Source organism: Brenneria nigrifluens DSM 30175 = ATCC 13028 (assembly GCF_005484965.1).
Lineage (GTDB): Bacteria > Pseudomonadota > Gammaproteobacteria > Enterobacterales > Enterobacteriaceae > Brenneria > Brenneria nigrifluens.
On record NZ_CP034036.1, the window covers coordinates 3593859 to 3610948 of the forward strand.

Genomic DNA, 17090 nt, shown 5'->3' on the forward strand with positions numbered 1-17090 from the left:
ACGATGAGCGAAACAACCTTTAATGGCGGCCGCCCTGCCCGCGCCACGGCGCGACGCCGGCTGCATCTCGGCCTGGCGCTGTTTATCGCCGCGCTGCTCGTCGCACCCTGGGTGGCCGGCGGCCTGGGCGGCAACTACTGGGTGCGGGTGATCGACTTCACCCTGCTGTATATCATGCTGGCGCTGGGGCTGAATATCGTGGTGGGCTTTACCGGTCTGCTGGATATGGGCTTTATCGCCTTCTACGCCGTGGGCGCCTATCTGGCCGCGCTGCTGGCGTCGCCTCATCTCGTCGGCGCGTTTCCGCTGCTGTTGCACTATTTCCCGCACGGGCTGCACTTTTCCATCCTCCTGCTGCTGCCGCTCTCCGCCGCGCTGGCGGCGCTGTGCGGCATAGCGCTGGGGGCGCCCACGCTGCGCCTGCGCGGCGATTATCTGGCCATCGTCACCCTCGGTTTCGGCGAAATTATCCGCATCCTGATGCGCAATCTCGATCGTCCGATCAATATCACCAACGGACCGAAAGGGATTTCCGGCATCGATACCCTGTCGCTGTTCGGCGTCAAATTCAGCGGCGTCCACCAGCTGTTCGGCGTCAACATTCCGGCGCTGTACCTGTGGTACTACCTGCTCGCGGCGATAGTCATCGCCATTATTTTTATCTCCCTACGCCTGCAGCATTCCCGCGTGGGGCTTGCCTGGGCCGCCATCCGGGAAGATGAGGACGCCGCGCGCGCCATGGGCATCAACGCGCGTAATTACAAGCTGCTCGCCTTTGCCATCGGCGCCGCTTTCGGCGGCGTGGCGGGTACGCTGTTCGCCTCCTTTCAGGGCTTCGTCTCCCCGGAGTCCTTCACGCTGCACGAGTCCATCGCCGTACTGGCGATGGTGGTGCTCGGCGGGATGGGACATATTCCGGGGGTGATTGTCGGCGCCATCCTGCTCTCGGCGCTGCCGGAGTTCCTGCGCAGCCATGCCGCGCCGCTGCAACAGTCGCTGTTCGGCGCGGTAGTCATCGACCCGGAAATCCTGCGCCAGCTGTTTTACGGTCTGGCGCTGGTGCTGGTGATGCTGTTCCGCCCGGCGGGACTGTGGCCCGCCCGTCATGGGGAGGGGAAAGCATGACGCTGTTGTCCATTCGTCACCTCAGCAAACGCTTCGGCGGGCTGGTGGCGGTAAACGACGTTTCTCTAAGCGTCGAACGGCATGAGATCTACGGTTTGATCGGTCCCAACGGCGCCGGAAAAACCACCTGTTTCAACCTAATCACCGGCTTGTATCAGGCCGACGGCGGCAGCTTTATGCTGGAAGAGAAGCCCTACAACCCGCGGTCCATCGAAAAGGTCACCCGGGCCGGCATCGCCCGCACCTTCCAGAACCTGCGGCTGTTCAATGAGATGAGCGCGCTGGAAAACGTGATGGTGGGACGCCATGCGCGCACCCGCAACGGCGTATGGGCGGCCGTCAGCCGCCACCGCCGCGCCCGCGCCGAAGAGCGGGAAACCCGCGAACTGGCCCATTACTGGATGGACTATGTCGGCATCGCCCAATTCGCCCACTACCGCGCCCGCGATCTGGCCTACGGTCATCAGCGCCGCCTGGAAATCGCCCGCGCCCTGGCCACCGACCCCAAACTGCTGGCGCTCGACGAGCCCGCCGCCGGTATGAACGCCGGCGAAAAAGTGGCGCTACAGGCGCTGCTGGCGCGCATCCGCGACGACGGAAAAACCATTCTGCTCATCGAGCACGACGTCAAGCTGGTGATGGGACTGTGCGACCGCATCAGCGTACTGGATTACGGCAGCGTCATCGCCGAGGGCGATCCGCAGACGGTGCGCCGCCATCCGGCGGTGATCAAAGCCTACCTCGGAGGCCATGCCCATGTCTGACGTTTTGTTGCAGGTAGAACGGCTTGGCGTGAATTACGGCGGTATTCAGGCGGTGAAACAGATTGATTTCACCATCCGCGCAGGCGAACAGGTGACGCTTATCGGTGCCAACGGCGCGGGTAAAAGCTCCATCGTGCGGGCGCTGGCCGGACTGCAGCCTTACACCGGTTCCGTCATTTACCGCGGGCAGGATGCCCGCCATCAGAAATGTCCGCCGGAGCAGTTGCTGCGCCAGGGGTTGGTGATGGTGCCGGAAGGACGCGGCATCTTTCAGCGCCTGACGGTGCTGGAAAACCTGCATATGGGCGCCTGGCTACGGCGCGATAACGCGCGGGTCGGCCATGAAATCGAAAAAGTTTTTGCGCGTTTCCCACGGCTTGGCGAGCGCCGACACCAGCCCGGCGGCCTGCTTTCCGGCGGCGAACAGCAGATGCTGGCGCTGGCCCGCGCGCTGCTCAGCCGCCCCCGCCTGCTGATCCTCGACGAGCCGTCCATGGGGCTGGCGCCGCTGATGGTGGAAAACATCTTTGAGGTGATCCGTTCGCTGCGGGCGGATGGCGTGACGCTGTTGCTGATCGAGCAGAACGCCCGGCTGGCGCTGGAGGCGACCGATCGCGCCTGGGTGCTGGACAGCGGAGTTATCGCCCACAGCGGCAACTCCGCCGACCTGCTCAACGACCCGACGATCCAACAGATTTACCTGGGCGAATAGCCCGTTTCTACGACCAACATCAAGGACTACCTATGAAAACAGCAACCTTAAGCATGATTCCGGCGGCGCTGATGCTGCTTGGACTGTCGGCCGCCGCGCCCGCTGCGGCGGCGGACGAAACCGTGGTCATCGGCCTTGCCGGACCGCTTACCGGACCGTCGGCGCGCATCGGCAAGGATCTGGAAAACGGCGCCCAGTTGGCCATCGATGACGTTAACCGGCAAAAACCGCGTATCGGCGGCAAGGCCGTCACCTTCAAGCTGCAGTCGGAGGACGATCAATCCGATCCGCGTACCGCCGTGGCGGTGGCGCAGCGGCTGGTGGACAGCGGCGTAGCGGGCGTGGTCGGCCACTGGAACACCGGCACCAGCATTCCGGCGGCGCGTATTTATCACGATGCCGGCATCGCCCAGGTGGCGCCGGTCGCCACCGGACATGCCTACACCCGGCAAGGTTTCGACACCAGTTTCCGGGTGATGGGGCATGACGACGACGGCGGCAACTATGCCGGGCAGTACGCGGTGCAGGTATTGAAAGCAAGCCGCGTCGCGGTTATCGACGATCGCACCGCCTTCGGGCAGGGACTGGCGGACGAGTTCGTCAAATCGCTGGAGTCTCAGGGGGTAAAGATCGTCGATCGCCAGTATGTGGATGATAAAACGGTCGATTTCAGCGCCGTACTGACGGCGATCCGCAGTAAAAACGTCGATCTTATCTTCTTTGGCGGCGTAGACAGCCAGGCCGCGCCGCTGGCCAGGCGCATCAAACAGCTGGGCATCAACGCTACGCTGATGGGCGCGGGCGGTTTCGTCAGCCAGACCTTCCTGCAACTGGCGCAGAAGGAAGGCGAAGGGGTGGTGGCGCTGGAGCCGGGCCTACCGGTGGAGCAGATGCCGGGCGGGAAAGCCTTTGAACAGGCTTACCGCGACCGCTATCACACCCATATCGAACTGCACGCCCCGTTCGCCTATGACGCCACCCAGACGTTGATCGCCGCCATCCGCCAGGCCGACTCCGCCGACGCCGCCGATTATCTGCCCAAACTGCGCGCGATCTCGCATCAGGGCGTCACCGGCGTCATCGCTTTTGACGGCGAAGGCAATCTGCAAAACCCGTCGTTCACGGTCTATAAAGTCGTGGACGGCAAATGGCAGCCGCAAACGGTATTGGGCGGCAGCCGGCAATAAGTTGACGTAAAGCGGTAACGAAATGAGGCAATGCGATGAGCTGTAAGCAAAACGAGCCGGGTATTCTGGCCCGCCGCCGCATCGAGGCGGAAATCATCAAACCGATCTATCAGGTTCTGGTGCGGGAAGTGGGCAAGGCCCGCGCCCAGGCGATCATCGGCGAGGCCATCGAACAGGCCGCCATTGACGCCGGACGCGAGTTCGCCAGCCGGGAGCCGGAGGGCGCGGATTTGCAAAGCTTTATCGCATTGCAGTATCTGTGGGAAAAAGACGACGCGCTGGAGGTCCGGGTGATCGACAGCGACGAGCAACGCTACGACTACGATGTCACCCGCTGTCGCTACGCCGAGATGTATCACCAGATGGGACTGGGAGAGATCGGCCACCTGCTCTCCTGCGCGCGCGATGAGAAATTTATCGTCGGCTACGCGCCGGAGGTGGAACTGCGACGCACCACCACCATCATGTGCGGCGCGGCGCGCTGCGACTTCCGTTATCGGGTGAAAAAAAAGGAAGAAAAACAATGAGCACGCTGCAAATCAACGCTCAGCGCCTGTGGCATACGCTGGAAACCATGGCGCGCTACGGCGCCACCGCCAACGGCGGCGTCACCCGCCTGGCGCTGAGCGAAGAGGATAAACAGGCGCGCGACCTGCTGCGCGGCTGGGCGGAAGAGGCCGGTTTTTCCTGCCGGGTGGACCGGCTCGGCAATATGTTTATGCGTCGTCCGGGACGCAATCCGGCCCTGGCTCCGGTATTGACCGGTTCTCACGTCGATTCCCAGCCGCTTGGCGGCCGCTTTGACGGTATCTACGGGGTGCTCGCCGGCCTTGAGGCACTGCGCACCCTTAACGACCACGGCATCGAAACCGAACGCGCCATTGAGCTGGTGAACTGGACCAACGAAGAGGGCGCCCGCTTCGCGCCGGCGATGCTCGCCTCCGGCGTCTGGGCCGGGGTTTTCACGCCGGAATTCGCCCTGGCGCGCAGCGACAGCGACGGCGTGACGGTAACGCAGGCGCTGCGGGCCATCGGCTACGCCGGCACGCAACCGGCCGAGGCGTTTCCGCTGCACGCCTGTTACGAACTGCATATTGAACAAGGGCCGATCCTGGAAGCCGAGGGGCTGGACATCGGCGTGGTTTACGGCGCGCAGGGACAGCGCTGGTACGAGGTCGCCATTGACGGATTCGCCGCCCACGCGGGAACCACGCCGATGGCGCGCCGGCGCGACGCGCTGTGCGGTTTCGCCGAACTGGTGAGCGCCGTCGAGCGCATCGGTCATGATTTCTCGCCCGACGGCCGCGCCACCGTCGGCATGGCGCAAATCACCCCCAATTCGCGCAATGTGGTGCCGGCGCGGGTGTTTTGCAGCGTGGAGTTCCGCCACCCTGAGCAGGCGGCGCTGCTAGCCATGGAACAGGAACTGCAGCGGGCGATGGAAAAGCTGGCCGATCGCCAACTGACCGCCGATCTGCGCCGCATTTTCGACTATGCGCCGATAAGCTTTGATGCGCACTGCGTCGCGCAGGTGCGTCAGGCGGCGGACAGGCTGAATTACGCCAGCCGGGAGATGGTGTCCGGCGCCGGACATGACGCTTGCTATATCAACCGGGCGGCGCCCACCGCGATGATTTTTATCCCCTGCGTGGCGGGCGTCAGCCATAACGAAGCGGAGAATATCTTGCCCGGGTGGAGTGAAAAAGGCGCCAACGTGTTGCTGCACGCGGTACTGGCGTCGGCGCAGGAGCGGTAGCGCGCGGCACGGCTGCAACCGGAGATCGCCATGCGTCCCGGCGCTCTGCGGCGCGGTTATGCGACGCCGCGCCCTGGGGATTAATCGCGGAAGTTGGTGAACTGGAAAGGCTGCCCCAGGTCCGCGCCGCGCACCAGGGCCATGGCCCCTTGCAGGTCATCGCGGGATTTCCCGGTCACCCGCACCTGCTCGCCCTGAATCTGCGCCTGCACTTTCAGTTTGCTGTCTTTAATCAGCTTGACGATTTTTTTCGCCAGCGCGGTTTCAATGCCCTGCTTCAGTTTAGCGTCAACGCTGTAGGTTTTGCCGCTGTGATCCATCTCTTCCGGGATCTCCAGCGCGCCCCCTTCAATGCCGCGCTTCAACAGTTTTTCACGCAGGATATCGATCAGTTGCTGAACCTGAAAATCCGACTCGCTGGCGGCTTTGATGCTTTGTGATTTTTCATTCAGTTCAAAACTAGCCGGCACATTGCGAAAATCCCAACGGGTGCCCAGCTCACGGGTGGCGTTTTCCACCGCATTGCGCACTTCCTGCATATCAATTTCCGAAACAATATCGAAAGATGGCATAATCGGTCTCCTGACAAATTTGGCTGACGAGCATAATAACCGCTCCTTTACGATAAATAAAAAAACTTCCGGGAGAAAAAACGCCTGAAGCGTTTTTTAACGCCGCTTGCGGCGGCCCGTCAGGGCGGAGGGCCGGACGCCCTCCGTAAGTTTTTGTCGTCGCCCCGCGACGGCCCGCCAGGTATGGCAGGTCACAAAATGCGCCTCGACGCCAGCGTTATTGCGCTCTGAAGTGACTCCGTTACAATTAATTAGTCTGCTATATGGATACGCATCCCGTGGTGCAAAAGCAGCCATTCCCGAGCCAATAAAGGGAGAATCCTATGAAAATAACCGTTCTCGGTTGCGGCGCTATCGGGCAGCTGTGGCTCGCCGCCCTGCACCGGCAAGGCCACGACGTTCAGGGGTGGTTACGTATTCCGCAACCTTTTTGCCCGGTCAATGTCACCCGGTTGGACGGGCGGCACAGCAACCTCAATTTGACCGCCAACGACCCCGACCATCTGGCGCATAGCGAGTTATTGCTGGTCACCCTAAAGGCCTGGCAGGTTTCCGATACCGTGCGCAACCTGCTGCCGAAGTTGAACCCCGCCTGCACTATTTTGCTGCTGCATAACGGCATGGGCGCGCGCGAGGAGTTGCCGCCGCTGCGGCAACCGCTGATTTTGGGCATCACCACCCACGCGGCGCGGCGCGATGCCACCACCGTGGTGCATACCGCCGCCGGGACCACCCATATCGGCGCGATCGGCAATAACCATGACGCGCCAAGCCATTTTGCCGAAATACTGCATCAGGCACTGCCCGACGTGGCCTGGCATAACGATATCTCCGCCACCTGCTGGCTGAAGCTGGCGGCCAACTGCGTGATTAATCCCTTAACGGTTATCCATCAATGCACCAACGGAGAATTGCTCACTTACCCGCAGCAGCTTATCTCCCTTTGTCAGGAAATCGCCGCGGTGATGGAACGGGAAGGTTTCCACACCTCGGCGGACAGCCTGCTGATCTACGTTAATCAAATCATTCACAACACCGCGGCCAATACCTCTTCCATGCTGCAGGACGTTATGGCGCAACGTCATACCGAGATTGACTATATCACCGGTTACCTGCTGCGGCGGGCGCGTATCCACGGCTTGGCCGTCCCCGAAAACAGCCGTCTGTTTGAGGCCATCAAGCATAAGGAAAACGAGTATGAGCGCATCAGTGCTGGTATGTCTGGCTCCTGGTAGCGAGGAAACCGAAGCGGTCACCACCATCGACCTGCTGGTCAGAGCGGGCATTCAGGTTACCCTTGCCAGCGTCGCCGGTGACGGCGACCTTGAAATCACCTGCTCCCGCGGCGTCAGGCTGCTGGCCGACGCCCCGCTGGTGGCGGTGGCGGATCGCCATTTCGACGCCCTGGTGCTGCCCGGCGGATTACAGGGCGCCGAATGCTTCCGCGACAGCCCGGTGCTGGTGGAGTGTATCCGCCAGGCGCATCAGGAAGGGAAAATCGTCGCGGCGATGTGCGCCACCCCGGCGCTGGTGCTGGAATATCACCAGCTTTTCCCCATCGGCAATATGACCGGCTATCCCGCGCTGCGCGATAAGATCGCGCCGGAAAAATGGCTGGAAAAACGCGTGGTGTACGATCCGCGCGTCAGCCTGCTGACCACCCAGGGACCGGGCACCAGTATGGATTTCGCCCTGAAGCTGATTGACCTGCTGCTGGGCAAGGCGAAAGCGGCGGAGGTGGCGGCGCAGTTGATTCTGCCGCCCGGCATCTACAATTATCAGGACTGATTGCCGCCCTGCGGGGACGCCGACGCCTGGCGGACCGCCAGCGGATTCGCCGCTTGCAGCAGGGTATAGAGCGCCTGCGGGTCGATGGCCTTGCAGATCCCCTGCGGTTTTTGCATGGCGGCGTCTTCCGCCGCCAGCATGGCGTTAATCACCGCCTCATGGGTGCTTGCCACCGCCGCCAAATAGATCGGGTCGAAACACTCGTCGTTCAGGTAGCGAAAAGATTGATGCGCCGGCGCCACCTGCGGCAGCGGAGCGGCGTTGGCGGTGCTGAACGCCAGAAAGATATCCCCGGAGTTATTGCCGCCGGGGCTGCCGGACTGCGATATGCCCAGCCCGGCGCGCCGGGCCAAACGCTGTAGCTGATGGGGCATCATCGGCGCATCGGTCGCCAGGATAACGATAATTGAACCGCGCTCCTGCCGCAGCGCCTCCGGCAGTTCGGCATCCAGCATGGTCCCCAGCGGAACGCCAAACAGAGAAAACCACGAACGCTGCCCGTAATTCGCCTGCACCAGCGCGCCCAGGGTGTATTCTTCACCGTCGATACAAAAGCGGCGCGACGAGGTCCCGGTGCCGCCTTTAAAGCCGTAGCAAATCATCCCGTTCCCGCCGCCCACGTTGCCTTCGGCCAGGGGGCCGCTATGGGCGGAGTTCAGTGCCGCCAGGGCATCGTCGACCGTAACATGCAAGCCGTTGATATCGTTAATCACGCCATCATAGGTTTCGGCGACCACCGGCATCGCCCAGATATGGTGCCGTTCCCAGATTTCACGGTATTGCTCAATCATCCAGCGCACCGCGGCCTGATGCACGGTGCCGGTTGAGTGCGTATTGGTCAGGCAGATAGGCCCAACGAAATAGCCTCCGTCCTTAATCCAGTGCGTTCCCGTCATCTCGCCATTGCCGTTAAGGGCATGACAGCCCGCCCACACCGGCTGCGGCTCGCGTTGATAACCGCGCGGCAACAGCGCGGTAACGCCGGTTTTAATCTGTTTTCCGTCGCTGCTGACGCCATTGATGGTCCGGTAGCCGACCATCACCCCCGGCACGTCGGTAATCGCGTTATGGTCGCCCGTTGGACCGTCGAAGCGTAATCCTAACTGACGCGCTCTTGTTTTTGACATAAATGACTTCCTTTAATCATCTACACGCCGGCTTCTTATATACAGCCCGACGGCCGCTATCGCTAAGGAGCCAAGAATTAATAACGTGGCAATCGCATTGATCTCCGGTTTGATGCCGCGTCTTATCATGCCGTATATCTGTACCGGCAGCGTCGTGGCGTCAACGCCGGAAATAAAATAGGTGATCACCAGATCGTCCAGGGAAATAATAAAGGCCAGCAACGCCCCGCCGATAACGCCGGGCAGGATCATCGGCAGGGTAATACGCCTGAAGGTGATCCACGGCGTGGCGCCCAAATCCGCCGAGGCTTCTTCCAGCCGGGAATCCATACCCGCCAGCCGGGCGCTGACGATAAGAAATACGTAGCTGCAGAGAAAAGTACAGTGGCCGATAATAATCGACAGCTTTCCCAGGGGAATGCCGACATAAACAAAAAAGATTAATAACGCAATGCCCAGCACGATATCCGGCATCATCATCGGGATATAGAGCATCAGCCGATAAAACCCCTGCAGCCTGAAGCGATATCGCGCCAGCGCCAGTGCCGTTACCGTCCCGATTAACGTTGAGATGACGGTGGTGCTCAGCGAGACAATCAGGCTGTTTTTCAGCGCCTGCAGTAACTGGCCGGTGGAATCGATATAGAGCGCGCTTTCGTTTAACCGGTTATCCAAGCCAAACAATGAGCGATACCAGTCAAAACTGAACCCCTGCCAGATCATCATATTAATCGGATTGGCGTTAAACGAATAAATTACGATCAATAACACCGGACAATAAAGAAAGATAAAAAACCCCAGGCCGTAGAGATCCAATGACCACTGCGCCAGGCGAGATAAAAAGCGTTTTTTCATATTTTATCCTATGTCATCCGACTCGCTGAATCAGCCGCGGCGCGACGCTGGGAAAGATAAAAATTAACCAGCAGTACGCATAACACCATCAGCATCAACAGCATGGAGATCGCCGCGCCGAAAGGCCAGTTGCGGGCGGAGAGGAATTGCTGTTCGACCAGGCCGCCCACCATAATTACCCTGGCGCCGCCCAGCAATGAAGGAATGATAAAGTTGCCCAGCACCGGGATAAAAACCATCACCGAACCGGCAATAATTCCCGGCAGCGTTAACGGGAAGGTAATACGCCAGAATGTTTTCCACTGGTTGGCGCCTAAGTCATAGGATGCGTAAATCAGACTGCGATCGATCTTTTCCACGCTGGCGTAAACCGGCAAAAACATAAAAGGGATATAAACGTAAACCATGCCGATTAATACCGCCGTCTCGGTATAGATCAGATTAAGCGGCTGCTGAATAAGCCCCAGACTCTGCAAAATATAATTCAGGAAGCCGGTGGGCCGCAGAATCAGTACCCAGGCATACAGGCGCACCACCAGGCTGGCGAAAAAAGGCAGCGTAATCAGGAATAATAAAAAATTACGCACTTTTAGCGATTTGCCGCTCACCCAAAAGGCAATCGGATAGCAGACCAGCAGTGATATCACCACGCTGATTAGCGCAATGCGGATGGAGGTGGCAATGATTTTCAGATACAGAATATCGAAATCCTCAAATACCCCATCGGCCCAGCCCAGGATGCGGCCATAATTATCCGGATACAGGCTCCATTCGACGCCGCCATATAATCCCGGCGTTAAAAAACTGAACGTCACCATAATGGCCAACGGCACCAGAAAGAACAGGCTCAACAGCAGCGTGATCGGCGATAATAATCCGATTAACCTTAACTTTTTCGCGGCCGCCAATGTCAACATGCGCACGCTTCCCGATAAGGTAATAAGTGACAGGACGCGATGTCATACCACAGCGTAATAGCATCTCCCGGTTTGAATAAATGCGGCGTGGTCAGGGAACGATTGCCAATCGAAACCTTGAGCGATTCATGTTGCCCCGCCTTGAAAATAATCTCGATATCCTTACCCATAAAAATGACCTGCCGCACTATGCCGTCAATTCTGGCGTATTGCGTCTCCACATCGTCGTTCTTTTGCAACACAAAGTGCTGCGGGCGCAATAATAGCTGCCAGCACTGCCCCAGTTGATAGCCGGCGCCGGCCTGTTTTACGGCGCTAAACAGATCGCCGTCGGGCGTGGTCAATACCAGATGATGGGCGGCGATATCCGTAATAGATACGTCGATAAGGTTGCTTTCGCCAATAAAACCGGCGACGAAATGGTTAGCCGGCTGGTCGTAAATGGCGCTCGGATCGCCATTTTGCTGTATTTTCCCGCCGTTGAGCACGATGATGCGATCCGACATGGTCAACGCTTCTTCCTGATCGTGGGTGACGAAAATAAAAGCGATTTTCAGCTCGCTTTGCAGGCGTTTTAACTCAAGTTGCATGCTTTGGCGCAAATTACGATCCAGCGCGGAGAGCGGCTCGTCCAGCAGCAACAGGGTCGGCCGATTGACGATGGCTCTGGCCAGGGCCACGCGCTGCTGCTGCCCCCCCGAAAGCTGCGCGGGCCTGCGTTTTTCCATCCCCTGCATGCCCACCAGTTCAAGGGTTTCCGCCACCCGGCGATTGCGCTCGCTGCGCAGCACCCCCTGCACGTCCAGTCCGTAGCCCACGTTATCGGCGACGTTCAGATGCGGAAATAGCGCATAGCTCTGAAATACGGTATTGACCGGCCGCTGATGGGCCGGCGTTTCATTGGCGGTTTTCCCCAGAATCCGCAACTCGCCGCTGTCCAGCGATTCAAAGCCGCTGATAATTCTCAGCAAGGTGGTTTTGCCGCAGCCGGACGGTCCCAGCAGGGTGACGAATTCATTATCCCGCACCTGCAAATTAATGCCATCCAGCGCTTTTACCCTCCCCCCTTTCGGAGTCCGGTAATATTTGACCGCGTTGTTTAAAGCAACAACCGAACGGAAGTTATGACTCTCATTCATAATAACTCCGGCAAGCGTCAGTAAAAAAATCGCCAGGATAAATAATCAGCCGCATTAATTCGCGCTGCGGAAGCGCGTCCACACCCGGTCGTATTGGCGCAGATATTGTCCCAGATCCTCAAATATCTGCAGCCGGGCGCGAACGTCGGCGGGCGGATTGGCGGCGGGATTGTTTTTTAAGCTCGCCGGCAATAAATCAATCGCTTTACGATTGGGGGTGCCGTTCATTTGCTGCGCGGTATTCATCGCCGCAATATCCGGCTTAAGAAAAAACTCCATAAACTTTTTGGCGTTCTCTTTATTCGGGGCGCTGTGCAGTACGCACATATTTTCCTGATACATGGTGGCCCCCTCTTCAGGGATCACATAGGCGAGATTATCCGGGTCCTGCGAGACATACATCAGCGCGCCGACGAAATAATGCGCGGCGGCCACATCCCCGGACTGCACCAGCGGAATACTTTCGTAGGTGAAGGCCGACACCAGGGGTTTTTTCGCCGTCAGCCAGTCGGCCGCCTGCTTTAAATCCTCGCCGCTATGGGTATTGACCGATTTATTATTGACGATAAGCCCGACGCTGAGCGTTTCACGCATATCGTCCAGCATGATCACTTTTTTGCCCCGCTCGGCTTCGGCAAAAAAATCGCGCCAGGAGGTGATGGGTTTATCCACCTTATTTTTATTGTAAAAAATGCCGACGGTGCCCCAGGCGTACGGCAGGCAGTATTCCCCTTTGGGATCGGTTTTGGCGCGCAAAAACTGCGGGTCGATATTGCCGAAGTCCGCCGCCTGATTGATATCGGTTTTTTCCAGCAGCTTGAGCGTCGCCATCACGTCCTGCATATGGACGGAGGGAAAAACGATATCGTAACCGCTGGCGCCCGCCTGAATTTTGGCCAGCATCTCTTCATTATTGCCATAGGTATCCAGCTTTACGCTGATGCCGGTTTCTTTGGTAAACGCCGTCAATACCGCCGGGTTAATATAATCGCCCCAGTTATACAGCCGTAATTCACCCGCAGCCCGCGCCGGCAGGCTGGTCAGCATGGCTGAGGCCAGCAGAGATAAACAGACGCCCTTGGCGGCTTTTGCAACGCGAATAGACATGTTGACTCTCCGTCGAGTGGCGCCTGCCGGAAAGCATCCCCGATAAGACGGGCGCCTGATTGCACGGCTGATAGCATCAGGATGGAATTACCGGTTCATTCTTGCTATCAGCGGGATTTATGACATATTTATGTCTTCAGATATACGTTTGCAATCTTTATGCCATTGGCGCTCAACAAATGGTATTTAATTACCTAAAATTAAATAAATGGTATTTTAATGTCAAAAAATCAATCGGGTAAGCGCATGATTACAGAAAGAATTGAGAGTCTGGACGGCAGGTTGACGCCGGCGGAACGCACCCTGTGGGCCTATATCCAGGCCAATCTGGAAGGGATTGCGTTTGAAAATGGTGCAACCCTTGCCCAAAAAAGCGGCGTCAGCCCTAATACCGTCAGCCGCTTTCTGCGCCGCCTGGGCTATAAAGGATTACAGGGACTGAAAGAGGACCTGCGCGACGACGTGCGGGTGCAGTCGCTGCTGAATACCACGCTGCTGGAGCGGGTTGAGCAATCGGATGACCTGACCATCCACCTCAATAAAGAGATCGACGCGCTGGTTAAATTCTGGGAACAGCTTGGCAGCCAGCACTGGCGGGATATCGTCGAGCGCGTATGCAACGCGGAGAAAGTATTTATCTGCGGCTTTCAGACCATCCGCGGCATGGCGGAGGACTTCTCAAATCGCCTGTCGCTGGTGCGCTCCGACGTTGAATTCCTCGACTTATACAGCGGCGTGCTGGGCCAGTGGCTGGATAGCTATGAAAAACATTGCTGCGTCATTTTAATCGACATTGCGCCCTACGCCGAGGCCGGCGTCTCTTTCGCCAATGAATGCATCAAGGAAAACGCCGATCTGGTGGTGTTTACCGATGAGTACGGCATCGCCAAGTATATGAATACACCCTATATCGTGACCATGACCACCAAAACCGGATTGATCCTGGAGTCCACCGGCGGTTTGGCCAGCGCGCTTAATGTGCTGCTGCACTGCGTCGCCGCCAAAAATAAAGGGCAGCTTAAGCAGCGACTTGAAGCCTATGAAAATCGGGTGAAATGCCTGAAGCTCTATCGTTCATAAAAGAAGAGAAAGCCCCGCTCGCCAGGCCGGGGCCGATTACCGCGACTACGGGCGGTACACTTTCACATTGCTGAAGCCCTGCTCGCGCAGGTAGAGCGCCTGCAAACGGCTCATCACGCCGCGTTCGCAGTAGAGCAGATAGGTTTTGTTCTGATCCAGGTCGCCAAACTGGGTGCTCAATTTGTAGAAGGGCAAGGATTTGATTTCGGCCTGCGCCAGCGTCAGCGGTTTTTCTTCCTGCTCGTCCGGCGCGCGGATATCCAGCAGGATATCCGTCGGCGCAAACGCCGCCACCGTTTCCACTTCCGCCACTTCCTGGCGGGTTTGCTCGGCGATCTCGCGAATATCGATATTGCGCGCTTCGCCGACCACGCGATCGAGAATAGTGAAATCGAACCGGCTCTCTTCGTGCTCGATTTTGGCTTTCACCGCTTTGACCGTCGGGCTTTTGGAAATTACCCCGCAGTATTCCGGCATCGTCTTGGCGAAATCTTCCGTTCCCAGCTCACGCGCCAGCTTGATGATGTGCTCTTTGTCATGAGAAATCAGCGGACGCAGAATCAGCGTGTCGGAGGCGTTATCAATCAGGCGCAGGTTGGTCAGCGTCTGGCTGGAAACCTGCCCCAGCGCTTCGCCGGTGACCAGCGCCTGCACGCCGTAGCGCTCGGCCATTTGGGAAGCCGCGCGCACCATCATACGTTTGAGCACCACGCCCATTTGCCCGTCATCGATTTTTTCCAGGATCTCGCCCACCACCGGCTCAAAATCAATGGCGATAAAACGCACCCGGTGCGAGCTGCCGAAGCGGTTCCACAGATAATACGCCACCTGCTTGACGCCGATTTCATGCGCCGCGCCGCCCAGATTGAAGAAGCAGTAATGCACCCGGCAGCCGCGGCGCATCAGCATATAGCTGGAGACGCCGGAGTCAAAGCCGCCGGAGATCAGCGACAGCACGTCTTCCTGCGTACCGATGGGGAAACCGCCAATCCCTTCGTAGCGGCCGTTAATCAGCAGCAGCCGATTCTGGTCGATCTCCAGATGAACGGTAACCTGCGGCGAGGTAAGTTTTACCCGTGCGCCGGCGATATGCTGATTCAAACCGCCGCCGACATAGCGTTCTACGTCCTGCGAGCTAAACTCATGCTTACCGCGGCGCTTTACGCGCACGCAGAATGTTTTGCCTTGCAGCTGTTCGCGGTACAGCGCCAGCGTTTGCTCGAAGATGTCATGAACATCGGCGTAGCCACGATCTTCAACATCAAGAATATGGTGGATGCCGGGGATGCGCGTCAGCGCGTCGCGAATAGTCTCGCGCTGGTTCTCGTCTTTGGCGCGGACTTCGATGTGATCCCAGTGACGGACAACCGCCAGCGTTTCATCATGGTGTTTTAATACGTTGCGAATGTTGCCGGTCAGAATCTTGATAAAGCGCAATCGCACGGATTGGCTCTTGATGGTGATTTCCGGGAACAGTTTAATGATAAACTTCATGGTGGCTGTCGTTACTTGGTCAGAAAGGCGTAAATAAATTTACCCTGAGCGCTAAAATCACGTTATCGGTAAAATCGGCCGCACAGGGATGATTTTACCGATAGCATCCAGGGCGCGGAGTATATCATCATCCATCCCCAAAGTAATTGGCGTTGCGGCAACGGTCAGGCAACGAAGGGATGAAGATTTACCCTGCGCTTTAACCGTATAATTGCGGCGGCATTCATTGGCGCGCCGCCGCAAATAGCGCCATGCCGTGATAAAGCAACGGCGTATCAACCAGGATTCTGAATTATGCCCAAAAAAACCGAACCGCCGGTGAGTTTTGAAAGCTCTCTGAGCGAACTGGAAAAAATCGTTGCCCGTCTTGAATCCGGCGAACTGCCGTTGGAAGAGGCGCTGAATGAATTCGAACATGGCGTACGGCTTGCGCGTCAGGGCCAGCAAAAGCTGCAGCAGGCGGAGCAGCGGGTACAGATTCTGCTGAGCGACGAACCCGATGCGCCGTTGTCGCCTTTTACCCCGGACAGTGAATAGCCATGACGGATTTCTCTGCACAATTGCACGCCCGCCATCAGCGCGCCAATCGCGTATTAAGCCAGTTTATCTCCGCGCTGCCCTTTCAGAGTAGTCCACTGGTCAACGCCATGGGTTATGGGTCACTGTTGGGCGGCAAGCGGCTGCGTCCGTTCCTGGTTTATACTACGGGCGAACTGTTCGGCATGCCGCTGGAAAGTCTGGATGCGCCCGCCGCCGCGGTGGAATGCATTCATGCCTATTCGTTAATCCACGACGATCTCCCGGCGATGGACAATGACGACCTGCGCCGCGGCCAGCCGACCTGCCATATCAAGTTTGGCGAAGCCAGCGCCATTCTGGCCGGAGACGCCCTGCAAACCCTGGCGTTCTCCATTTTGTCCGACGCGCCGATGCCCTTGGTAACGGAGCGCTCCCGACTGGCGATGCTATCCGAACTGGCGCAGGCCAGCGGCGTGGCCGGCATGTGCGGCGGTCAGGCGCTGGATCTGGCGGCCGAAGGCCATCAGGTCGATCTGGCGGCGCTGGAGCAAATTCACCGCCATAAAACCGGCGCGTTGATCCGCGCGGCGATCAGGCTGGGGGCGCTGGCTGCCGGTGAACCGGGCCGGGCCGGGCTGCCCTATCTCGATCGCTATGCCGACGCCATCGGTCTGGCCTTCCAGGTGCAGGACGATATTCTGGATGTGGTCGGCGACAGCGCCACCACGGGTAAACGTCAGGGCGCCGATCAGCAGTTGGGAAAAAGCACCTACCCCGGTTTACTGGGGTTAGAGCGCGCCCGGGAAAAAACCTGGGATCTTTACCGGCAGTCGCTGGCGGCGCTGGATGATTTAGCCACATCCAGCCGGGAACCACTTAATATTGCGCCATTACAAGCGCTGGCGAGTTTTATCGTCGAGCGTAATAAATAAAATCTCAGAATGAGTC

Annotated in this window: 18 protein-coding genes; 11 read left to right on the forward strand and 7 right to left on the reverse strand. The window is 58.4% G+C overall.

Features of this window, described 5'->3' with window-relative positions; translation table 11 throughout:
• The first annotated feature begins 3 nt into the window (after positions 1-3).
• The 6 genes from EH206_RS16860 to EH206_RS16885 are packed head-to-tail and all read left to right on the forward strand — an operon-like array spanning position 4 to position 5544.
• Positions 4-1125 carry an ABC transporter permease subunit gene (locus EH206_RS16860; RefSeq protein ID WP_009114029.1) on the forward strand — a complete coding sequence of 374 codons (1122 nt, stop codon included), beginning with the start codon at positions 4-6 and terminating at the stop codon, positions 1123-1125.
• Entirely contained in the window at positions 1122-1889 is a 768-nt protein-coding gene (locus EH206_RS16865; protein WP_009114030.1) for an ABC transporter ATP-binding protein, read from the forward strand. Before EH206_RS16860 ends, EH206_RS16865 begins: the two co-directional genes overlap by 4 nt.
• A complete protein-coding gene (locus EH206_RS16870; protein ID WP_009114031.1) occupies positions 1882-2601 on the forward strand; it encodes an ABC transporter ATP-binding protein in 720 nt (239 codons plus the stop codon). Before EH206_RS16865 ends, EH206_RS16870 begins: the two co-directional genes overlap by 8 nt.
• Before the next feature lie 32 nt (positions 2602-2633).
• Complete coding sequence (locus tag EH206_RS16875) at positions 2634-3788, forward strand: branched-chain amino acid ABC transporter substrate-binding protein (RefSeq protein ID WP_009114032.1); 1155 nt, start codon at positions 2634-2636, stop codon at positions 3786-3788.
• A gap of 35 nt (positions 3789-3823) precedes the next feature.
• A complete protein-coding gene (locus EH206_RS16880; protein ID WP_009114033.1) occupies positions 3824-4315 on the forward strand; it encodes an L-2-amino-thiazoline-4-carboxylic acid hydrolase in 492 nt (163 codons plus the stop codon).
• Positions 4312-5544 (forward strand): Zn-dependent hydrolase, encoded by a 1233-nt coding sequence (locus tag EH206_RS16885; protein ID WP_009114034.1) that lies wholly within the window; start codon positions 4312-4314, stop codon positions 5542-5544. The genes EH206_RS16880 and EH206_RS16885 overlap by 4 nt, the downstream gene beginning before the upstream one ends.
• 80 nt (positions 5545-5624) lie before the next feature.
• Here the strand turns inward: EH206_RS16885 and EH206_RS16890 are convergent, their stop codons facing one another.
• Positions 5625-6116: a YajQ family cyclic di-GMP-binding protein gene (locus tag EH206_RS16890; RefSeq protein WP_009114035.1), complete on the reverse strand. Its 492-nt coding sequence runs from the start codon at positions 6114-6116 to the stop codon at positions 5625-5627.
• Positions 6117-6439: 323 nt separating this feature from the next.
• On the opposite strand from EH206_RS16890, the gene panE reads away from it, so the two are divergent.
• Together panE and yajL are read left to right on the forward strand one after the other, a co-directional pair.
• The gene (gene panE / locus EH206_RS16895; RefSeq protein ID WP_009114036.1) at positions 6440-7351 is read left to right on the forward strand and encodes a 2-dehydropantoate 2-reductase; all 912 of its coding nucleotides are present in this window, start codon (positions 6440-6442) and stop codon (positions 7349-7351) included.
• Positions 7314-7904 carry a protein deglycase YajL gene (gene yajL / locus EH206_RS16900; protein ID WP_009114037.1) on the forward strand — a complete coding sequence of 197 codons (591 nt, stop codon included), beginning with the start codon at positions 7314-7316 and terminating at the stop codon, positions 7902-7904. Before panE ends, yajL begins: the two co-directional genes overlap by 38 nt.
• Here yajL and EH206_RS16905 read toward each other — a convergent pair.
• The 5 genes from EH206_RS16905 to EH206_RS16925 are packed head-to-tail and all read right to left on the reverse strand — an operon-like array spanning position 7895 to position 13049.
• On the reverse strand, positions 7895-9031 hold the full coding sequence (locus tag EH206_RS16905; RefSeq protein ID WP_009114038.1) for a DmpA family aminopeptidase: 1137 nt from the start codon (positions 9029-9031) through the stop codon (positions 7895-7897). The two genes, yajL and EH206_RS16905, sit on opposite strands and share 10 nt — an antisense overlap.
• A gap of 12 nt (positions 9032-9043) precedes the next feature.
• On the reverse strand, positions 9044-9886 hold the full coding sequence (locus EH206_RS16910; RefSeq protein WP_009114039.1) for an ABC transporter permease: 843 nt from the start codon (positions 9884-9886) through the stop codon (positions 9044-9046).
• 8 nt (positions 9887-9894) lie between these two features.
• Positions 9895-10803, reverse strand: coding sequence for an ABC transporter permease (locus EH206_RS16915; RefSeq protein ID WP_009114040.1), 909 nt, complete (start codon positions 10801-10803; stop codon positions 9895-9897).
• On the reverse strand, positions 10797-11942 hold the full coding sequence (locus tag EH206_RS16920) for an ABC transporter ATP-binding protein (protein WP_009114041.1): 1146 nt from the start codon (positions 11940-11942) through the stop codon (positions 10797-10799). The genes EH206_RS16915 and EH206_RS16920 overlap by 7 nt, the downstream gene beginning before the upstream one ends.
• 54 nt (positions 11943-11996) lie before the next feature.
• The gene (locus EH206_RS16925; protein ID WP_009114042.1) at positions 11997-13049 is read right to left on the reverse strand and encodes a polyamine ABC transporter substrate-binding protein; all 1053 of its coding nucleotides are present in this window, start codon (positions 13047-13049) and stop codon (positions 11997-11999) included.
• A gap of 246 nt (positions 13050-13295) precedes the next feature.
• Here EH206_RS16925 and EH206_RS16930 point away from each other — a divergent pair, with 246 nt between their 5' ends.
• On the forward strand, positions 13296-14129 hold the full coding sequence (locus EH206_RS16930; protein WP_040344042.1) for a MurR/RpiR family transcriptional regulator: 834 nt from the start codon (positions 13296-13298) through the stop codon (positions 14127-14129).
• 45 nt (positions 14130-14174) lie between these two features.
• On the opposite strand, the gene thiI is transcribed toward EH206_RS16930, so the two are convergent.
• Positions 14175-15623, reverse strand: coding sequence for a tRNA uracil 4-sulfurtransferase ThiI (thiI, locus tag EH206_RS16935; RefSeq protein WP_009114044.1), 1449 nt, complete (start codon positions 15621-15623; stop codon positions 14175-14177).
• A gap of 294 nt (positions 15624-15917) precedes the next feature.
• On the opposite strand from thiI, the gene xseB reads away from it, so the two are divergent.
• Together xseB and ispA are read left to right on the forward strand one after the other, a co-directional pair.
• Positions 15918-16160: an exodeoxyribonuclease VII small subunit gene (xseB, locus tag EH206_RS16940; protein WP_009114045.1), complete on the forward strand. Its 243-nt coding sequence runs from the start codon at positions 15918-15920 to the stop codon at positions 16158-16160.
• A 2-nt stretch (positions 16161-16162) separates the two neighbouring features.
• Positions 16163-17074, forward strand: coding sequence for a (2E,6E)-farnesyl diphosphate synthase (gene ispA, locus EH206_RS16945; protein ID WP_009114046.1), 912 nt, complete (start codon positions 16163-16165; stop codon positions 17072-17074).
• Positions 17075-17090 lie beyond the last annotated feature (16 nt).